The sequence below is a fragment of the Streptomyces sp. NBC_01750 genome (assembly GCF_035918095.1).
Lineage (GTDB): Bacteria > Actinomycetota > Actinomycetes > Streptomycetales > Streptomycetaceae > Streptomyces.
Genome location: NZ_CP109137.1, coordinates 1994031 through 2010421 on the forward strand (window position 1 = coordinate 1994031; position 16391 = coordinate 2010421).

The following is a 16391-nucleotide window of genomic DNA, read 5'->3' on the forward strand; positions in this document are numbered from 1 at the left end:
CGACCCGCTTCCAGCGTCGTGGGCGGGGCGGGCGCCTTGGAAGGGCCGCAGGTCCCCGGCCGGGGCCGACCGGCCCATACCCTGGGCGGCCGGCGACCGGCGACCGGGGACCGGCAGCCCCCTCTTCGGAAGGTGGCACAGGGGTCAGCGCAGCCAGCCGTTGCTGCGTACGAACGGCAGTCGCAGCCAGATCCGCCCGAGCCCCCAGGTCTCGCCCGCGGACGTCAGGGCGAGGGCGACAAGGGCGGCCGCATAGATGACGTGGTACTCCACGACGGGGTTGGTGGACATGCTCGGCGAGCCGTCGGACAGGTGCTGGGCAGGCGGCCACTCCGCGAGCCACATCAACGCCATCATCGCCGTGCCGGCGACTGCCACCAGGCGCAGCGCGGTACCGGTCAGCAGGGCGGCACCGATGCCGAGCAGACCGAGCATGAACAGCCAGTCCACCCAGGCGGCCCCTGCCCAGTCATGGAACGTGGACTCCATGGGCCCGGCCGCGACGGAGCTCAGGAAGCCCTTGGTCGGCGAGCCGCCGTCGATCCAGCCCTTGCCCGACGGGGTGGCATACCCCCAGGCGAAGGTCTTGTCGAGGAAAGCCCACAGAAAGACGAAGCCGGTCAGGAGTCGCAGGGCCGCGATGGCGTAGGCCGGCCGGGTCTGTGTTCCGGCGCCCGTCGCGGATGCGGTCCTGGCCCTGCGCCAAGAGGGAAAGTGAAAGACGGGGCGCTTGTGAGGGTGCTCGTGCACAGCCATGGTGGTGTTCCCTTCGGAGGATGCCGGGTCGGTGCCTGATATCGCTCACTGTCGTGGTCGGCGCCCCGAGCCGCCGGGGGCCGAAGGGCGGTACTGCTGGGGCCGAACGGCCCTGGTTCCGGGGCTCGTTGGGGTACGGAAGCGGATCATGGGGCCGGTCGGCCCTCGCGACTGCGCGGGGGCGGCTGGATGCTGAGGGGCCGGAACGAAAGGAGTGCCATGTCCCAGCGCGCCGGTACGGACGACCCGAGGTGGCGCCTGGTGCCCGGGATGGCAGTACTGGTGGGCTACGAGCGCTCCTGGCTGCGTGGCGACCTGCTGGCCGGGGTGACGGTGGCCGCGTATCTCGTGCCACAGGTCATGGCATACGCGGGCGTGGCGGGACTGCCGCCGGTCGCCGGGCTGTGGGCAATCCTTCCCGCACTGGTGCTGTACGCCCTGCTGGGCTCGTCGCGGCTGCTTTCGGTAGGCCCCGAGTCGACGACCGCTCTCATGACCGCCACGGTGGTCGGGCCGCTCGCCGCCGGAGATCCGGGCAGGTACGCCGTGCTGGCGGCCGCGCTCGCCGTCGCGGTCGGGCTGCTGTGCCTGGTGGCGTGGGCGGTACGGCTGGGTTTCGTGGCCGATCTGCTGTCGCGGCCGGTCCTGGTCGGCTATCTGGCCGGCGTGGCGCTCATCATGATCGTGGACCAGCTGCCCAAGCTCACCGGCGTACGAACTGAGGGGTCCGGATTCTTCCCCCAGCTCGCCTCCTTCGTGCGGCATCTTCCCCAGATCCACGCGGCGACAACCGTCTTCGCGGCGGCCACGCTGATCTTCCTCTTCGCGATGTCGCGGTACGCCCGTGCCGTGCCCGCCCCGCTGCTGGCCCTGGTCCTCGGAACCTCCGTCGTGGCGGCTTTCGGCCTCGCGGACCACGGCATCACGGTGATCGGCGAGGTCCCTGCGGGACTCCCGCGGCCCGATGTACCAGCCCTGGGCGAGCTGCCGCACCTGCTGCTGCCCGCACTCGGCGTCCTCCTCGTCGCCTACACCGATGTGATCCTCACAGCGCGGGCCTTCGCGGCACGCGACGGCGGCCGACGGCTCGACGCCAACCAGGAACTGCTGGCCCTGGGCGCGGCGAACCTCGGCGCCGGCGTCCTGCACGGCTTCCCCGTCAGCAGCAGCGCCAGCCGTACCGCGCTCGCCCATTCGGCGGGCGGCCGCAGCCAGGCGTACTCACTCGTCGCGTGCGCGGCCGTGCTGGCGGTGCTGCTCTTCCTCAGCCCGCTGCTGGCGGACACGCCCGCGACCGTGCTCGGAGCCCTGGTCGTCTACGCCGCCGTCCGCATGATCGACCTGGCGGGGTTTCGGCGGCTGGCCTCCTTCCGCCGCCGGGAACTGCTGCTGGCACTCGGCTGCCTGGCCGGCGTGCTGGTCCTGGACATCCTGTACGGCGTGCTGGTGGCGGTCGGCCTTTCGGTGGCCGAGCTGCTGGCTCGGGTGGCCCGGCCGCACGACGCCGTCGAGGGCCTGGTGCCCGGTGTGGCCGGGATGCACGACGTGGACGACTACCCGCAGGCCCGCACCATTCCCGGGCTGCTCGTCTACCGCTACGACTCGCCGCTGTTCTTTGCCAACGCCGAGGACTTCAGACGCCGCGCCCTGGCTTCCGTGGACGAGCAGGAAGGTCACGTGTCGTGGTTCGTCCTCAACACCGAGGCCAATGTGGAGGTGGACATCACCGCGCTGGACTCGGTGGAATCGCTGCGCCACGAAGTGACCGGTCGCGGCATCGTCTTCGCACTCGCCCGTGTAAAGCAGGACCTGCGCGAAGAACTGGACGCGTACGGGCTGACCGAATCGGTCGGCCCCGACCGGATCTTCCCCACACTGCCGACCGCCGTGGCCGCATACCAGCAGTGGAGCCGCGCCCGGGGGAACGACCAGTGACCACCCGGCGAGCCGCGCCCGCGAACCCTTGCTCTCCGACGAGTTCACGCCCCGCCTCTTCCACAGATACGCCTGATGGCACGGGCCGCTCAGGCCGCCCGGCCCTCGAGGGCGGCGCGTCCCGCTTCGAGTCGGGCGACCGGGACTCGGAACGGGGAGCAGGAGACGTAATCGAGTCCGGCGTCGTGGAAGAAGTGGATGGAGTCCGGGTCACCCCCGTGCTCGCCACAGACGCCGATCTTCAAGCCCGGGTGGGCTGCGCGCCCCTCTTCGACAGCGATGCGGATCAGCCGGCCGACGCCGTCCCTGTCGAGCGTCTCGAAGGGCGAGGTGGCGAAGATCCCCTGGTCGAGGTAGGCCGGGAAGAACGAGGCTTCGACGTCGTCCCGGGAAAGACCCCAAGCGGTCTGGGTCAGGTCGTTGGTGCCGAAGGAGAAGAAGTCGGCGGCCTCGGCGATCCGGTCGGCGGTCAGCGCGGCGCGAGGCAGTTCGATCATCGTGCCGACCGGGCACCGCACAGCGATGCCGGATGCCTCCGACACCTCGGCAAGGACGCGCTCCGCGGCGGCCCGTACGATCCGGAGCTCCTCGGCCGTACCGACCAGCGGGACCATGATCTCGGCCCGTGGGTCGCCGCCTGCCCGCGTCCGCTCCACGACGGCCTCCGCGATCGCCCGTACCTGCATCTGCACCAGGCCCGGGATGACGAGCCCCAGGCGCACACCGCGCAGCCCGAGCATGGGGTTGCTCTCGTGCATGCGCTCCACGGCCGCCAGCAGCCGCCTGTCGTGGCCCGTCGGGGCGGTGGCTACACGCACGGCGAGTTCGGTGCGGTCGGGCAGGAACTCGTGCAGGGGCGGGTCGATGAGGCGGATCGTCACCGGCAGGCCGTCCATGGCGGCGAGGATTCCGGTGAAGTCGCTGCGCTGGAGCGGCAGGAGGGCTTCCAGCGCCGCGCGCTGCCCGGCCTTGTCCTCAGCGAGAATCATCGCCTCGACGAGGCTTCGGCGCTCGCCCAGGAACATGTGCTCGGTGCGGCACAGCCCGATGCCTTGGGCGCCGAAGCGCCGGGCACGGGCCGCGTCCTCGGGGGTGTCGGCGTTGGCTCGGACCTCAAGTCGGCGTACGGCATCGGCCCATTCGAGGGTTCGGGCCACAGCACTCGTCAGCGCCCCGTCCTGTTCGCCGGTCTCCAGGAAGCGCGCAACCGGCGATTCGGTCAACGGCAGAGCGCCGAGGTGGACCGTGCCCGCCGTGCCGTCCACGGAGATCACCGTTCCTTCGGTGACCACGGTCCCGTCGGTCGCGGTGAACTGCCGTGCCCCGGTGTCCACCACGAGTTCCTCGGCCCCGCACACGCAGACCTTGCCCATGCCCCGCGCGACGACGGCCGCGTGACTGGTCTTGCCGCCCCGGCTGGTCAGTACCGCCTCCGCCGCGACCATCCCCGGCAGGTCGTCGGGCGTGGTCTCACGTCGTACGAGGACTGTCTTCTCCCCGGCCGCGGCGCGGCGTACCGCTTCGGCGGAGTCGAACACGGCCGCTCCGACCGCCGCGCCCGGCGAGGCCGGGACACCGTGTGCCAGCGGTTGGCCGGTCGTGTCCTCGTCGAAGCGGGGGAACATCAGCCGGGCGAGCTGATGCCCGCCGACCCGGGCGAGCGCTTCGTCCTCGCTGATCAGGCGCTCGTCGACGAGCTCGTGCGCGATACGGAACGCAGCCCCGGCTGTGCGCTTGCCGACCCGGGTCTGGAGCATCCACAGCGTGCCGCGTTCGATGGTGAACTCGACGTCGCACAGGTCCCGGTAGTGGCGTTCCAGAGTCCGCAGGTGGTCGCCGAGCTGCAGATAGGAGGACGGGTCGATGTGCTTGAGCTCCTGGAGGGGTACGGCGTTGCGGATGCCGGCGACGACGTCCTCCCCCTGCGCGTCGGTCAGGTAGTCGCCGTAGACGCCGCGTGCCCCGGTGGCCGGGTCACGGGTGAAAGCGACGCCCGTGCCGGAATCGGGACCGAGGTTGCCGAACACCATCACCTGGATGTTGACGGCGGTGCCCAGGTCGTCGGAAATGTGCTCACGCCTGCGGTAGAGGCGGGCGCGCTCGCCGTTCCAGGAACGGAAGACGGCACGGATCGCCTGGTACAGCTGCTCAACCGGGTCCTGTGGGAACTCCTCACCGCTCGCCTCCCGGATCAGCGTCTTGAACTCGTCGGCCAGCGCCGCGAGATCGTGCGCGTCCAGCCCGGTGTCGCTCGCCGCACCGCGGTCCGCGCTGTGCCTGGCCAGGGCGTCCTCGAACAGCTCCGGGGCTACGCCCAGCACCGTGCGGCCGAACATCTGCAGCAGCCGGCGGTACGAGTCCCAGGCAAACCGCTCCTGCCCGGTCGCCTTGGCGAGTCCGCGTACGGATGTGTCGCTCAGGCCGATGTCGAGGATCGTCTCCATCATGCCGGGCATCGAGAACCTGCTGCCCGAACGTACGGACAGCAACAGCGGGTTGTCGCTCTCGCCCAGCCGCCGGCCGACGCGCCGCTCCAGATCCGCGAGTGCCCGCGCGACCTGCACCCCGAGCTCCGCCGGTTCCTCGCCGGCGGCCAGGTACTCACGGCAGGCGTGCGTGGTGACAGTGAACCCAGGGGGCACGGGCAGCCCCAGCCGGGTCATCTCGGCCAGGTTGGCTCCCTTGCCGCCGAGCAGGTCCGCCATCTCACGGCTGCCCTCGCCGAATCCGTACACGTACTGCCTCATGGGTCTCGATCTCCTGCGGGGTGGGTCAGACGTGCGGGACGACGGCCACGGGGCAGCCGACGTGGTGCAGCACCGCGTGGGCGACGGGGCCGATGTGGATGCCGAGGTGCCCGCTCCGGATCCGGCGCCCGACGACGACCATGCCAGCCCCGGTCGAGGCGCGCGTCAGTTCGGATGCCGCCCGGCCTTCGGTGACGGTCCCGGTGACAGTGACCTCGGGGAACTTCTCCCGCCACGGGTACAGCGCCGCACTCACGGCGTGTTCGTGCTCGGCGAGCAGTTCCGGGCCGGGCTTCGGGACGAGTTGGTCGATGGCGGCATACGGGGGCGGGGCGCTGAAGGTGTGAATCACGCGCAGCGCTGCACCACGATGCTGCGCGGCGTCGAAAGCGAATTCGATCAGTTCGTCGCACGGGCTGCTGGTGTCGAGGCCGAGGACAACATTCCGGTACGGGGTCTCGACCGAATCCCGGTCCGAGTCCGGGGACGCTCCGTCCGGGGCAGGAAACTGTTCGTCGGACGCTTCCTCACCGGCACGTACGAGAACCACGGGACGCGGTGCCCGCGCAACGACCGCCTGGGACACCGAGCCGACCAGAAATCCCGCGACGCCGCTGAGTCCTCGGGAGCCGAGCACCAGCATCTCGGCCTGCTCGGCCGCCGTCAGCAGGGCGGTGACCGGCGATTCGGCCACCGCCTCGTCGGCGATGTGCAGCGCGGGGTGCGAGGCTCGCACGGTGTCGCTCACCTGGCTGAGGGTCCGGTGTGCCCAGTAGCGCTGGGTCGTGCCGACGGGTACGTAGACGGGAGGACGCGGCTGCCACTGCCAGGCGTGCACCAGCCGCAGCGACAGGCTGCGGCGCAGAGCCTCCCGGGCCGCCCAGTGCGCGGCGGCTAGGCTCTCGGGGGATCCGTCGATTCCGGCGACGACGTGTCGATGCATGATCCGCACCTCCTCTGCAGGGCTCTGCTTCGTGCCTTGCCGTCGAGCCTGGCGTGTGCGCGGTCGGGTGCGCAGGGGCCACCCAGACCCTTCCTGGGGCCCTTCGGCCCAACGCTCCACGGCAGGTCCGCACGCAGGCTTGAGACAAACGCAGTGGAGGGAGAGGAATTATGTCCGGCTCCCCACGCTCCGCCCGTATCGCCATCATCGGGGTCGGCAACGAGTTCCGCCACGACGACGGGGCGGCCTGGGCGGTGATCGCCCGGCTCCGGGAGCGGGCTGACGGCCGTCCCCTGCCCCCGGGAACGGTCCTGTCGGTGTGCGACGGAGATCCGGGGCGGCTGATCGAGCTGTGGGAGAACGCGGACCTGGCGGTGGTGCTGGACGCCGCGCACGCCCATCCCGGCCACCCGGGTCGGGTGCACCGGCTGGAGCTGGACGCAGCCGAGCTGGGGCGCCCGAGCACGACGAGTTCGCACGGGCTGGGCCTAGGTGACGCCGTCGAGCTGTCGCGGGCGCTGGGGCGCCTGCCCGGCCATCTCGTGGTGTACGCCGTCGAAGGGGCGGACACCTCGCTCGGCACGGGCCTGTCGGAGCCGGTTGCCGCGAGGGTCGAAGCACTCGTCGCACGGGTGGAGGACGACATCGTCCGCCACCGGGACGCGGCTGCGCGCGGCCCCCGCAACACACACGGCGGAGGCCCGCCGTGACCGGCGAGCGCATCGCCAGGCGCGCCGAGGTCTTCGGCACGGTCCAAGGCGTGGGCTTCCGCCCGCAGGTGCACCGTCTGGCGACCGGCCTGGAAATGTGTCTGGGCATGCCCGGCCGGGTCCTTGACGTCCACGACTCCGGCGGACTGCGCCGAGGCCGGAACATACGTCAGCGTCCATGTCGGATTCGCGATCACGACTGTCGACGGGGCGGAGGCCGAGCGGACGCTCGGCGTGCTGCGCGCGGTGGCGGACGCCGTCACCGGCGAGCTGGGCGAGCCGCTGCCACAGGCGCCCCTGGACCGACCGGACGCGCCCTGAGGGCCGGTCGGCCCCGTTCACTGGCCCGGCCGACCCCTGCGGCCGGCCGTACTCCCGCCTGAGTTTGGACGTGGATTCCCCACGAGGAAGGCACCGTCATGACGCAGATCCACAGCCCCGCGAACACCGCCCGGCAGGTGCACGCGCTCTTGACGGACGGCACGACAGTACGGATACGGCAGGCGGAGCCGGCCGATCACGACGCCGTCCTGGCCCTGTACGAGGGCATGTCGGCGGAGAATCTGCGGCGACGCTTCTTCACGGTGAGCCACCTGTCCGCCGAACAGGCGGCCGACCGGCTCACCCGGCGCGACCGGTCCGGCTACCGCGCTCTGGTCGCGGAGAGCGGCGGGCGGTTCGTCGGACTCGCCGAGTACGAGGCCATACCAGAATCGGCGACGGCCGAGATCGCACTCAGCGTCGCAGACGACTGGCACCATCGGGGCCTGGGCACCCTGCTGCTGGAGCATCTTGTCGACGCCGCCCGCCAGGCGGGCATCACCGCCTTCGCGGCCGACGCACTGGCCGAGAACCACGAGATGCTGAAAGTGTTCGCCGACCTCGGCCTGCGAACGACCCGCCACTTCGACGGTCCCGAAGTGCGCTGCATAGTACAACTCACCCTGGACGAGCACTACTTGTCGGCGGTCGACAACCGGGCAAGCACCGCCGACGTGGCCAGCCTGCAACCACTGCTGCGGCCCCGCACGGTCGCCGTCGTCGGCGCGGGCCGCAGGGCGGGCTCGGTCGGCCGGGCCGTGCTGCGCAATCTGCGGACCGGTGGCTTCGCCGGCCGTTTGGACGCAGTCAATCCGCATGCGGACGCGATCGAGTGGGTGAGCTGCCACCACTCCGTGACCGAGCTGTCCTTCCCGCCCGATCTCGCCGTGCTCGCCGTCCCCGCGGCCGCCGTCCCGCGGGCCGCCGAGGACTGCGGAAAGCTTGGCGCGAGGGCGCTGCTGGTGGTCTCCTCCGGCCTCGACGCCCAACAGGCGGCCGCGCTGCTCGCCACGTGCCGTGCGTACGGGATGCGGCTGGTCGGCCCCAACTGCCTCGGTCTGGCCAACACCAACCCGGATCTGCGGCTGAACGCCACCTTCGCCGCGGACCGCCCCCTGGCCGGCACGGCCGGAGTCGCCGTGCAGTCCGGTGGGGTGGGCATCGCGCTGCTCGACGGGCTGTCCCGGCTCGGCATCGGGGTGTCCACCTTCGTCTCGCTGGGCGACAAGTACGACGTCAGCGGCAACGACATGCTGCAGTGGTGGGAGAGCGACGGGCAGACCGACCTCGCTGTGCTGCACCTTGAGTCCTTCGGCAATCCGCGCTCATTTTCACGAACAGCGCGGCGGGTGGCCCGCACGATGCCGATCCTTACCGTGGACGCCGGGCGCTCCGAGGCCGGTCGCCGTGCCGCCGCCTCCCACACCGCGGCGGCAGCCACGCGTACCATGACCCGGCAGGCCCTGTTCACCCAGGCCGGAATCATCGCGACCCGCACGATCGGCGAACTCCTCGACAGTGCGGCGCTGTTGCACTCCCAGCCGCTGCCGTCCGGCTCCTCGGTCGCCATCGTCACCAACGCGGGCGGGGCAGGCGTACTGGCCGCCGATGCCTGCGCAGAGGCCGGGCTGAGGATTCCCGAGCTCGGCAGCGAGCTGGTCGCCGGGCTGCTGGCCGGGCTGCCCGCGGGGGCCTCCGCCACCAATCCCGTCGACGCCACCGCCGCCGTCACCGAGACGCAGCTGCAGGAGTGCGTCGACCGGCTCTCGGCGCACGGGGCCGTGAACGCCGTACTGGTGGTGCTGGTCCCCACCGCGGTCGCCGCGGCGACCGGCGACGATCTCGTCCGGGCCCTGTCCCCCGGCCCGGACCACCGTCGCTCCCGAACGGTCGCCGCGGTCCTTCCCGCCCAGGCCGCACGGGTCGAGCTGCTGCCCACCGCGGGCGGCGGATTTGTACCCGCCTACTCCGACGCGGCGGACGCGGCCCGCGCCCTGGCACACGCCGTTACGTATGCACGCTGGCGCGCCCGCCCGGAGGGCACGGTCCCCGAGCTCGCGGATGTGGACACCGCGGCGGCGAAAACAATGGCCAACGGCTTCCTCGCCGAACACCCCGACGGGGACTGGCTCGACCCCCGTGCGACGGCCGAACTCCTCGGCCACTACGGCATCCCGCAGATTCCATGGGAGTGGGCCGAGGACGAAGAGGCCGCCGTCGCCGCCGCGGCACGGCTGGCGGGGCTGGGGGTACCTCCCGGGCGAAGCTCCGGGGGAGGGCGGGTCGTGATGAAAGCCCACTGGCCTGGCCTGATCCACAAGAGCGAGCAGCGCGCCGTCCACCTCGATCTTCAAAATGCCTCGCAGGTGCGGGCTGCACACCGCGATCTGGTAGCCCGATTCGGAGACCTGATGACCGGAGTGGTCGTCCAGCCGCTCGCCGAACGCGGCATCGAGCTCTTCGCCGGTGTCGTTCAGGACGAAGTCTTCGGCCCGCTGGTCCTGTTCGGCCTGGGCGGCACGGCGACCGAGCTCTTGGCCGATCACGCGGCCCGGCTCGCCCCGCTGACCGACCACGACGTGCACGATCTCATCACCTCGCCGCGCTGCGCACCGCTGCTCTTCGGCTACCGCGGCGGCGGTGCCGTCGACCTCGAAGGGCTGGAGCAACTGCTGCTGCGGCTGTCCCGGATGGCCTGCGATCTTCCGCAGCTCGCCGAGGCCGATCTCAATCCCGTGATCGCCCGCCCGGGCGGCATCACGGCCCTGGACGTCCGCGTCCGGCTGGTGCCGCGGCGAGCCCGCGACCCGTATCTGCGCCGGCTGCGCTGAGAGGAGCCATGGACATGAAGCACATGAAGATCGGTTCGCTGATGGTCGATGACGTCGTCAAGGCCGAGTACGGCACTCCGTTCAAGGAAGTCGCCCGGCTGCTCGGCGAGCACCGCATCAGCGGACTGCCGGTGGTCGACGAGGACGAAATGGTCATCGGGGTTATCTCGGAGACCGATCTGATGGTCCGGCAGGCCGAGGGACCGGCTCCGGACGAGCGGAGACGACCGCACTGGCTCAGCCGGCTGCACATCTCCAAGGGGAACCATGCGGACAAGACCCATGCCCGAACCGCAGGAACCCTGATGTCCGCGCCTGCCATCACCGTGCGGGCCGAGTCGAGCATCGCGGAGGCCGCCAGGACCATGGCGCGGCGCCGGATCGAGCGGCTGCCCGTGGTCGACGAGGAGGACCGGCTGGTCGGCATCGTCACCCGCCGGGATCTGCTCCAGGTCTTCCTGCGGCCGGACGAGGAGATCCGCCGCGCGATCGTGGACGAAGTGATCGTCAACGCTCTCTGGCTCGCCCCGGAGACCGTGACGGTCGACGTGAGCGAAGGCGTCGTCACGCTCAGGGGCCAGTTGGAGCGGCGTAGCGAAATACCGATTGCCCTGGGAATGGCCAGCCAGGTGGACGGAGTCGTGGCCGTCGTCGACGAGTTGACGTACCGCACGGACGACTCGCATCTGCGGCCCGACGAGCCGGCCGTCCACGGCGTCGGCGAGGAGTGGCTGCGCAGGCACTGAGGAGGTGTCCGGATGAACGCGAGAGTACTTGTCGCCTACGGCACGAAGAACGGCTCGACTGCAGAGATCGCCGGCGTCATCGCCGACGCCCTGCAGCAGGAGGGGCTGCGCTCCGAGGCGCGGCCCGCGGCGGAGGCCCGCGATGTCTCGGGGTATGAGGCGGTGGTGCTCGGCGGCGCCCTGTACGCAGGCCGCTGGCACCGAGACGCCGTACGCTTCGCCCGCCGCCACGAACACGCCCTGGCCGAGCGCCCGGTGTGGCTGTTCAGCAGCGGTCCGCTGGACGCCTCGGCGGGCGAGCGCGACATCCCTGCAGTGCCGAGCGCTGCCCGCGCGGCGACCCTGCTCGACGCCCGCGAGCACGTCACCTTCGGCGGCCGACTCGAGGAGGGAGCCCGGGGCTTCATCGCCCGGATGATCGTCAAGCAGGGCCGGGGCGGTGACTTCCGCGACATGGAGCGGATACGAGCCTGGGCCCGCGACATTGCCAGGGAAATCGGCGAGGGGGAGAGGCCGACGGCGCCAACGTGAGGCGCCCGGGACCTGTGCGAGCTGGCCATCCGCAACCACGACCCTTGCATCTCCTGCTCGACCCGCTTCCTCGACCTAACCATCCATCGCAACTGACCGACCGGACCAGGAGGGCACCATGCACGGCACCCCGCACATCGTGAGCGATGTGATGACCCACGCTGTCGTCGCCGTCAGCCGCGAGGCGACGTTCAAGGAAATCGTGCAGACCATGGAGCGGTGGAAGGTCAGCGCCGTTCCGGTCCTGGAAGGCGAGGGCCGGGTGATCGGCGTCGTGTCCGAGGCCGACCTGCTGCCCAAGGAAGAGTTCCGGGAGCGCGACGTGGACCGCTACACCCAGCTGAGGCGGCTGCCCGATCTCGCCAGGGCCGGAGCGGTGACGGCCGATGAGCTGATGTCCGCCCCTGCCCTCACCACCCACCCGAGCGCGACCCTCCCACAGGCTGCACGGGTCATGGCGCAGCGCAAGGTCAAGCGACTGCCCGTCGTCAACGACATAGGTGTGCTCGAGGGCATCGTCAGCCGCGCCGACCTGTTGAAGGTCTTCCTGCGGGACGACAAAGACATCGCAGAAGAGGTCCGCAAGGACGTGGTGGGCCTCCTGTTCCCCTCGCAGCCGGAACCTGTCCGGGTGAAGGTGGTTGAAGGCGTGGTGACCCTCACGGGACGCATCCGCGACACCGCCCTCGTGCCGGTCGCAGCCCGCCTGGTGCAGGCCGTCGAGGGCGTGGTGGATGTGGAGTTCGACCTGACGAGTCCGCAGCGGCACCCCGGCGCGGCCGAGGGCTCACAGGCTTCGTCATGAATTACCTCGACGAGTACCGCGATCCAGCTCTCGCCTGGCAGCTGTTGGACGAGCTCCGGACCGCGACCGCGCCCTGACAGATCATGGAGGTGTGCGGCGGGCAGACCTACATCCTCGTCACACCCTCGTCCGCCAGGGCATCGATGAACTGCCGCCCGCCGGCATCCGGATGGTCCACGGGCCCGGCTGCCCCGTGTGCGTCACCCCGCTGGAGACACTGGACCGGGCATGGCCGTTGCCGCCCGGCGCGAAGCTGCCCACCGACTGCACGGCAGGATCCCTCGCGCATGCGACTCGGCAACTCGGCATCCCGCCGGACGCGTCAGCCCGTGGTGCGCCGCCACTGCGGCCCGATCCGCTCCCACTCCTCGCCCCAGCGCTCTGCGTAGCGTCGCTCCAGTTGCCCGCGCGCCACCCGGCCGCTCACGATGACCACTCCGCCGACGCCGGCAGCAACGAACGCTCCCGCGAGCGCGACCTGCTGGGTCGCCTCCGACGGAGTGACCGGCTCGGGCACCAGCCGGTCGCGGACATCCGTCCACACCTCGACCGTCGCACCGGCGGCGGTACCCGCCGCCACGCGGGCCGTGCCCGTACGCACGGCACCGTCGGAAGCCGTCCAGCGCACGTTCGCCGGGACGCGGTCGGCGCCGGGGCCGGGGCCGTTAGACCGTGCCGCGCGTCCTGTCCGGCGCATCCGACACCAGCACCGCCGGGACGGCCTGCCGTCCGGCCCGCTCCCGCTCGATCGCCTGGTCCACGCAGTACGCGGCGACGCCCCCGGCAACGGCCCCTCCTATCAGCGCCAGCACCCACGTGACCAGCACGATCCAGGCTTCGACCGCGTCGCTGCGCCGCCGGAGCGGGTTTCGCCGCCACCGCCAGCCCCAGACCCTCGCGCGCTTGGTCTCCCGCATCGTTCCCTTCACGGGTATGTCTGCGACCACTGGCAGCAACATGACATCCGGCCGCCCGCGGCGGGAGAGGCCACTGGTCCGTAGCAGGAGGGCCGACCAGGACCTCCCGCGGACCCAAGTAGGGCCGGTCGGCCCTGGTACTTCTGCCCCGGGCAGGGCAATGATCGTCTCAGGCAGTCCGCAGTGCGGGAAAGATCACGACCGAGGGGCCGTCATGACGGAGACACGGACATTCACCGCGGAGGATCCGGTACGGGTGTTCCTGGTCGACGACCATGAGGTCGTACGCCGAGGGCTGACCGATCTCCTCGACACCGAGCCGGACATCACCGTGGTCGGTGACGCGGGCAGCGCCGAACAGGCACTGGCGCGCGGTCCGGCACTGCGACCGCACGTGGCCGTGCTCGACGTACGCCTGCCCGACGGCGACGGTATCGGCGTGTGCCGCGAACTACGCAGCCGTATGCCAGAGCTGGCCTGTCTGATGCTGACGTCATTCGACGACGAGGACGCCCTGCTCGACGCGATCATGGCCGGTGCCTCAGGGTATGTACTCAAACAGATCAAGGGCTCCGACCTGGTGTCGGCGGTGCGCACGGTCGCTTCGGGCCAGTCCATGCTCGATCCCGCGACGACGGCCCGGCTGATGAGCAGCCTCCGGGCGGAGCCGAACGACCCGGATGCCGTGCCGCCCGCGCTGGCGGGCCTGTCCCCGCGTGAGCGGGACATTCTCGCGCTGATCGGAGAGGGGCTCACCAACCGGCAGATCGGCAAGCGGCTGTATCTGTCCGAGAAGACGGTGAAGAACCACATCTCCCGCCTGCTGGCCAAGCTGGGCGTTCACCGCCGCGTCCAGGCCGCGGTCCTGGCGACCCAGCTGGAGCAGCACGAGGCCCCGGACCACCCATCCCGCTGAAACGCCGAGCGCGTACAGGCCCCCGGGGCCGGGATCGGAATGGCCCTCCCTCATCGTTTCCTCCGGCCGACTCGCGCAGACGGGGCGTTGATCTCCCCATACACCACGGTATTGGCTCCGCACTCGGGACCGCATGCCCTCAGGAACAGCCACAGGGACGTCGCTCCCAGCGCAGTAACACGGGGCGCTGTCCCCGCTCGGCGCCCCCGTACGGCGTCCCCCGATGTACGCGTTCCCCGAGCCCAGAGATCAGCGGGCCAACCGCAAACGGTGCGGCAGTGCGGCCGGCCCATCGGCTTCGACGCCCGCCACGAGGAGGTGCGGTGGCTGTACCGGCCGCCGCGGCGTCCCACCGGACACCATCGCATTCGCCTGTATGAAGGGGACGGGTACCACGTCGGCACGCTGGTATGGGTGGTGTGCGAATGCCGTGCCCGTCCCCGGCACTGGGCGTGGCTCAGGTCCATGGATCTGTGGTCACGAACCTGCGGCCTGGGCCGCGCCGCCTGGGCATGTGCACCACCGTGGCATCGGCGGCGTCCTCCTGCTCACGGCGGAGGTTCTCCACCTCGATCGACAGTTCCACGGTGGTACGGCGCAGGAAGGCAGTCAACTGCTGTTCTGCTGCCAGCTGTTGCTTCGCCTCCTTCAGCTCCTCGACCACGGCCGCGTACCGCTCGGCGAACTCCTGGGCGGCTGTAGGCACTCTGCCTTGCGCCTTGACCCTGAGCCTGAACTCGTCAACCAGGTCCTGGTGTTGTGGGTAGACCACATCACGGCGCAGCCCGGACTCGACGATCAGCTCGGTGGCGGTCCGCTTGCCCGAGCCGGAGCGCAGAGGCGTGCCGGCCGGCAGCCGCTCAGCCGCCGCCTTGATCGCGGCGGCGTCCTTGTCCCGGTCACGTGGCCTGCGCCCCATCCGCTTGCTCCTCCATCGGTTCTTCCTGGCCACTCCCACGCCGGTCCTGCTCATGTACCGCGATCACCGCGCGAATCGGGGCGGCCTTCGCCGCTGCCCGGTCCCGCAGGGGCCTCGGCGACAGCCGATCGGCCGCGGCGGCTTCCCAGCTGGCGAGTTCCAACCGCTTGTTCTTGATATCGCGGTCGGTGTAGGCGAGGTTGGTGCATGTGGCACGGCACAGCTGCTCGTCCGGTTCGGTCACGTCCAGTCCAGCCGCCTCGCGCTCCTCCCGGCAGCCTGCGGTCTCGAGTCGCCAGACGCAGGTCATCCCCAGGCCGTGATGGATGTCCGGATGCTTGCTCGCCGACAGACGTCGGGCGTTGTCGGCCTGGTTGACGACTCTGCCCGCGAACGCGGCCGACGCCTTGCGCACTCTGCGCCGGTATTCCTGCGCGGAGGGCCCGCTGATGTGTTCGCCTTCGTCGAGTGCCCGAAGGTCCTCGTCCACCTGCTCACTGAGCATCTCCAACTCCTCGATGGCGAGGTCTTCCATCCAACTCGTATCGGCATCTCCGGCGTAACCGAGTGTCACCTTCGCCTTCACGTGCCCGTATTGCGCCTGCGCCGCCGCGAGCCCGCCCGGGCGTCGCACGACGAAGTACGCGAGCGTACGGCGGAAGCGCGACGCGTGCACGGCCTTGGCTGGGTCCGGAGGGATTGCCGGACCGTCCGGGCCGGAGAACCGCTCGTTCACCCAGTCGATGAACTCGCGGACGTCGTCGTTCATCGTGCCCGTTGGTTTGGCCTGTTTCCTGCGCGAGCGGACCGTGGTGCGTTGCCGACTCGGTGGGAACAGCAGCTCAGCGTCGGAGAGCGACTCCAGCATCTCCACGGCCGGAACGACTGCACTGACCACGGCCCAGGGCCGCTCGGCGGTCTCATCGGCATCAGGGGCGGGAACATGATCGGCGCCTTTGCTGCGCCGACCGACGAGCACGAACCCGCCGTTCTCGTCCTCGCGCAGACAGCCGCGACGGAGCTGAAAGACTTCCCCGCTGCGCATGCCGGAGAGATAGCAGATCACGACGAAGCATGCAGCCGTCAGATAGCGCACAAGCTGGTTGACCTCGCGCACGCCGATCGGACGGTCACGCCAGGAAGCGCCCTGGAACGTCCCGGTGATCGGACCGAGGAAGAAGGCATCGGATTCCAGCTCAAGCCCGTCCCGATGCCGGTACTCGCCGCGTGGGCGGTGGGAGGGGCGCCGGTCACGATGGCGTGCGCGCCGCTACGGAGGGGCCGGGCGCCTAGGACGACCGGGGCCGACGTGAC

The 16391-nt window shown here is 70.8% G+C and carries 15 protein-coding genes and 1 pseudogene; 9 read left to right on the plus strand and 7 right to left on the minus strand.

Annotated features, from left to right (window positions below; genetic code table 11):
* Nucleotides 1–144: 144 nt before the first annotated feature.
* On the minus strand, nucleotides 145–756 hold the full coding sequence (locus OG966_RS08985) for a hypothetical protein (protein WP_326648927.1): 612 nt from the start codon (nucleotides 754–756) through the stop codon (nucleotides 145–147).
* 219 nt (nucleotides 757–975) lie between these two features.
* Here OG966_RS08985 and OG966_RS08990 point away from each other — a divergent pair, with 219 nt between their 5' ends.
* Complete coding sequence (locus OG966_RS08990) at nucleotides 976–2691, plus strand: SulP family inorganic anion transporter (RefSeq protein WP_326648928.1); 1716 nt, start codon at nucleotides 976–978, stop codon at nucleotides 2689–2691.
* Between the two features lie 89 nt (nucleotides 2692–2780).
* On the opposite strand, the gene ppdK is transcribed toward OG966_RS08990, so the two are convergent.
* Together ppdK and OG966_RS09000 are read right to left on the minus strand one after the other, a co-directional pair.
* Nucleotides 2781–5438 (minus strand): pyruvate, phosphate dikinase, encoded by a 2658-nt coding sequence (gene ppdK / locus OG966_RS08995; protein WP_326648929.1) that lies wholly within the window; start codon nucleotides 5436–5438, stop codon nucleotides 2781–2783.
* A gap of 25 nt (nucleotides 5439–5463) precedes the next feature.
* Nucleotides 5464–6381, minus strand: coding sequence for a universal stress protein (locus OG966_RS09000; protein ID WP_326648930.1), 918 nt, complete (start codon nucleotides 6379–6381; stop codon nucleotides 5464–5466).
* A 170-nt stretch (nucleotides 6382–6551) separates the two neighbouring features.
* Between OG966_RS09000 and OG966_RS09005 the strand changes: the two genes are divergently transcribed.
* The 7 genes and pseudogenes from OG966_RS09005 to OG966_RS09035 all read left to right on the plus strand — a co-directional run.
* The gene (locus OG966_RS09005) at nucleotides 6552–7091 is read left to right on the plus strand and encodes a hydrogenase maturation protease (protein WP_326648931.1); all 540 of its coding nucleotides are present in this window, start codon (nucleotides 6552–6554) and stop codon (nucleotides 7089–7091) included.
* Nucleotides 7092–7214: 123 nt separating this feature from the next.
* A complete protein-coding gene (locus OG966_RS09010; RefSeq protein WP_326648932.1) occupies nucleotides 7215–7412 on the plus strand; it encodes a HypC/HybG/HupF family hydrogenase formation chaperone in 198 nt (65 codons plus the stop codon).
* A gap of 98 nt (nucleotides 7413–7510) precedes the next feature.
* Nucleotides 7511–10243 carry a bifunctional acetate--CoA ligase family protein/GNAT family N-acetyltransferase gene (locus tag OG966_RS09015; RefSeq protein ID WP_326648933.1) on the plus strand — a complete coding sequence of 911 codons (2733 nt, stop codon included), beginning with the start codon at nucleotides 7511–7513 and terminating at the stop codon, nucleotides 10241–10243.
* A 14-nt stretch (nucleotides 10244–10257) separates the two neighbouring features.
* Nucleotides 10258–10989, plus strand: a complete 732-nt coding sequence (locus tag OG966_RS09020; RefSeq protein ID WP_326648934.1) for a CBS domain-containing protein — start codon at nucleotides 10258–10260, stop codon at nucleotides 10987–10989.
* Between the two features lie 12 nt (nucleotides 10990–11001).
* Complete coding sequence (locus OG966_RS09025; RefSeq protein ID WP_326648935.1) at nucleotides 11002–11520, plus strand: flavodoxin domain-containing protein; 519 nt, start codon at nucleotides 11002–11004, stop codon at nucleotides 11518–11520.
* Between the two features lie 118 nt (nucleotides 11521–11638).
* The gene (locus OG966_RS09030; RefSeq protein WP_326648936.1) at nucleotides 11639–12325 is read left to right on the plus strand and encodes a CBS domain-containing protein; all 687 of its coding nucleotides are present in this window, start codon (nucleotides 11639–11641) and stop codon (nucleotides 12323–12325) included.
* Nucleotides 12322–12554: pseudogene (locus OG966_RS09035) on the plus strand (hydrogenase formation protein HypD); the annotation flags it as partial. The gene OG966_RS09030 and the pseudogene OG966_RS09035, both read left to right, overlap by 4 nt.
* A 93-nt stretch (nucleotides 12555–12647) precedes the next feature.
* Here the strand turns inward: OG966_RS09035 and OG966_RS09040 are convergent.
* Both OG966_RS09040 and OG966_RS09045 read right to left on the minus strand, forming a co-directional pair.
* Nucleotides 12648–13022 carry an Rv1733c family protein gene (locus OG966_RS09040; RefSeq protein ID WP_442806671.1) on the minus strand — a complete coding sequence of 125 codons (375 nt, stop codon included), beginning with the start codon at nucleotides 13020–13022 and terminating at the stop codon, nucleotides 12648–12650.
* Nucleotides 12991–13242 carry a hypothetical protein gene (locus OG966_RS09045; RefSeq protein ID WP_326655567.1) on the minus strand — a complete coding sequence of 84 codons (252 nt, stop codon included), beginning with the start codon at nucleotides 13240–13242 and terminating at the stop codon, nucleotides 12991–12993. Before OG966_RS09045 ends, OG966_RS09040 begins: the two co-directional genes overlap by 32 nt.
* 214 nt (nucleotides 13243–13456) lie before the next feature.
* On the opposite strand from OG966_RS09045, the gene OG966_RS09050 reads away from it, so the two are divergent.
* Nucleotides 13457–14158, plus strand: coding sequence for a response regulator transcription factor (locus tag OG966_RS09050; protein WP_326648937.1), 702 nt, complete (start codon nucleotides 13457–13459; stop codon nucleotides 14156–14158).
* A gap of 457 nt (nucleotides 14159–14615) precedes the next feature.
* On the opposite strand, the gene OG966_RS09055 is transcribed toward OG966_RS09050, so the two are convergent.
* Nucleotides 14616–15077, minus strand: a complete 462-nt coding sequence (locus OG966_RS09055) for a hypothetical protein (RefSeq protein ID WP_326648938.1) — start codon at nucleotides 15075–15077, stop codon at nucleotides 14616–14618.
* Nucleotides 15058–16194 (minus strand): hypothetical protein, encoded by a 1137-nt coding sequence (locus OG966_RS09060; RefSeq protein ID WP_326648939.1) that lies wholly within the window; start codon nucleotides 16192–16194, stop codon nucleotides 15058–15060. Before OG966_RS09060 ends, OG966_RS09055 begins: the two co-directional genes overlap by 20 nt.
* Between the last annotated feature and the right edge of the window lie 197 nt (nucleotides 16195–16391).

Coding starts and splice junctions, on each gene's coding strand:
- OG966_RS08985 (WP_326648927.1), bottom strand. CDS start 756: ATGGCTGTGCACGAGCACCCTCACAAGCGCCCCGTCTTTCACTTTCCC.
- OG966_RS08990 (WP_326648928.1), top strand. CDS start 976: ATGTCCCAGCGCGCCGGTACGGACGACCCGAGGTGGCGCCTGGTGCCC.
- OG966_RS09005 (WP_326648931.1), top strand. CDS start 6,552: ATGTCCGGCTCCCCACGCTCCGCCCGTATCGCCATCATCGGGGTCGGC.
- OG966_RS09050 (WP_326648937.1), top strand. CDS start 13,457: ATGACGGAGACACGGACATTCACCGCGGAGGATCCGGTACGGGTGTTC.
- OG966_RS09015 (WP_326648933.1), top strand. CDS start 7,511: ATGACGCAGATCCACAGCCCCGCGAACACCGCCCGGCAGGTGCACGCG.
- ppdK (WP_326648929.1), bottom strand. CDS start 5,438: ATGAGGCAGTACGTGTACGGATTCGGCGAGGGCAGCCGTGAGATGGCG.
- OG966_RS09020 (WP_326648934.1), top strand. CDS start 10,258: ATGAAGCACATGAAGATCGGTTCGCTGATGGTCGATGACGTCGTCAAG.
- OG966_RS09040 (WP_442806671.1), bottom strand. CDS start 13,022: ATGCGCCGGACAGGACGCGCGGCACGGTCTAACGGCCCCGGCCCCGGC.
- OG966_RS09055 (WP_326648938.1), bottom strand. CDS start 15,077: ATGGGGCGCAGGCCACGTGACCGGGACAAGGACGCCGCCGCGATCAAG.
- OG966_RS09000 (WP_326648930.1), bottom strand. CDS start 6,381: ATGCATCGACACGTCGTCGCCGGAATCGACGGATCCCCCGAGAGCCTA.
- OG966_RS09025 (WP_326648935.1), top strand. CDS start 11,002: ATGAACGCGAGAGTACTTGTCGCCTACGGCACGAAGAACGGCTCGACT.
- OG966_RS09030 (WP_326648936.1), top strand. CDS start 11,639: ATGCACGGCACCCCGCACATCGTGAGCGATGTGATGACCCACGCTGTC.
- OG966_RS09045 (WP_326655567.1), bottom strand. CDS start 13,242: ATGCGGGAGACCAAGCGCGCGAGGGTCTGGGGCTGGCGGTGGCGGCGA.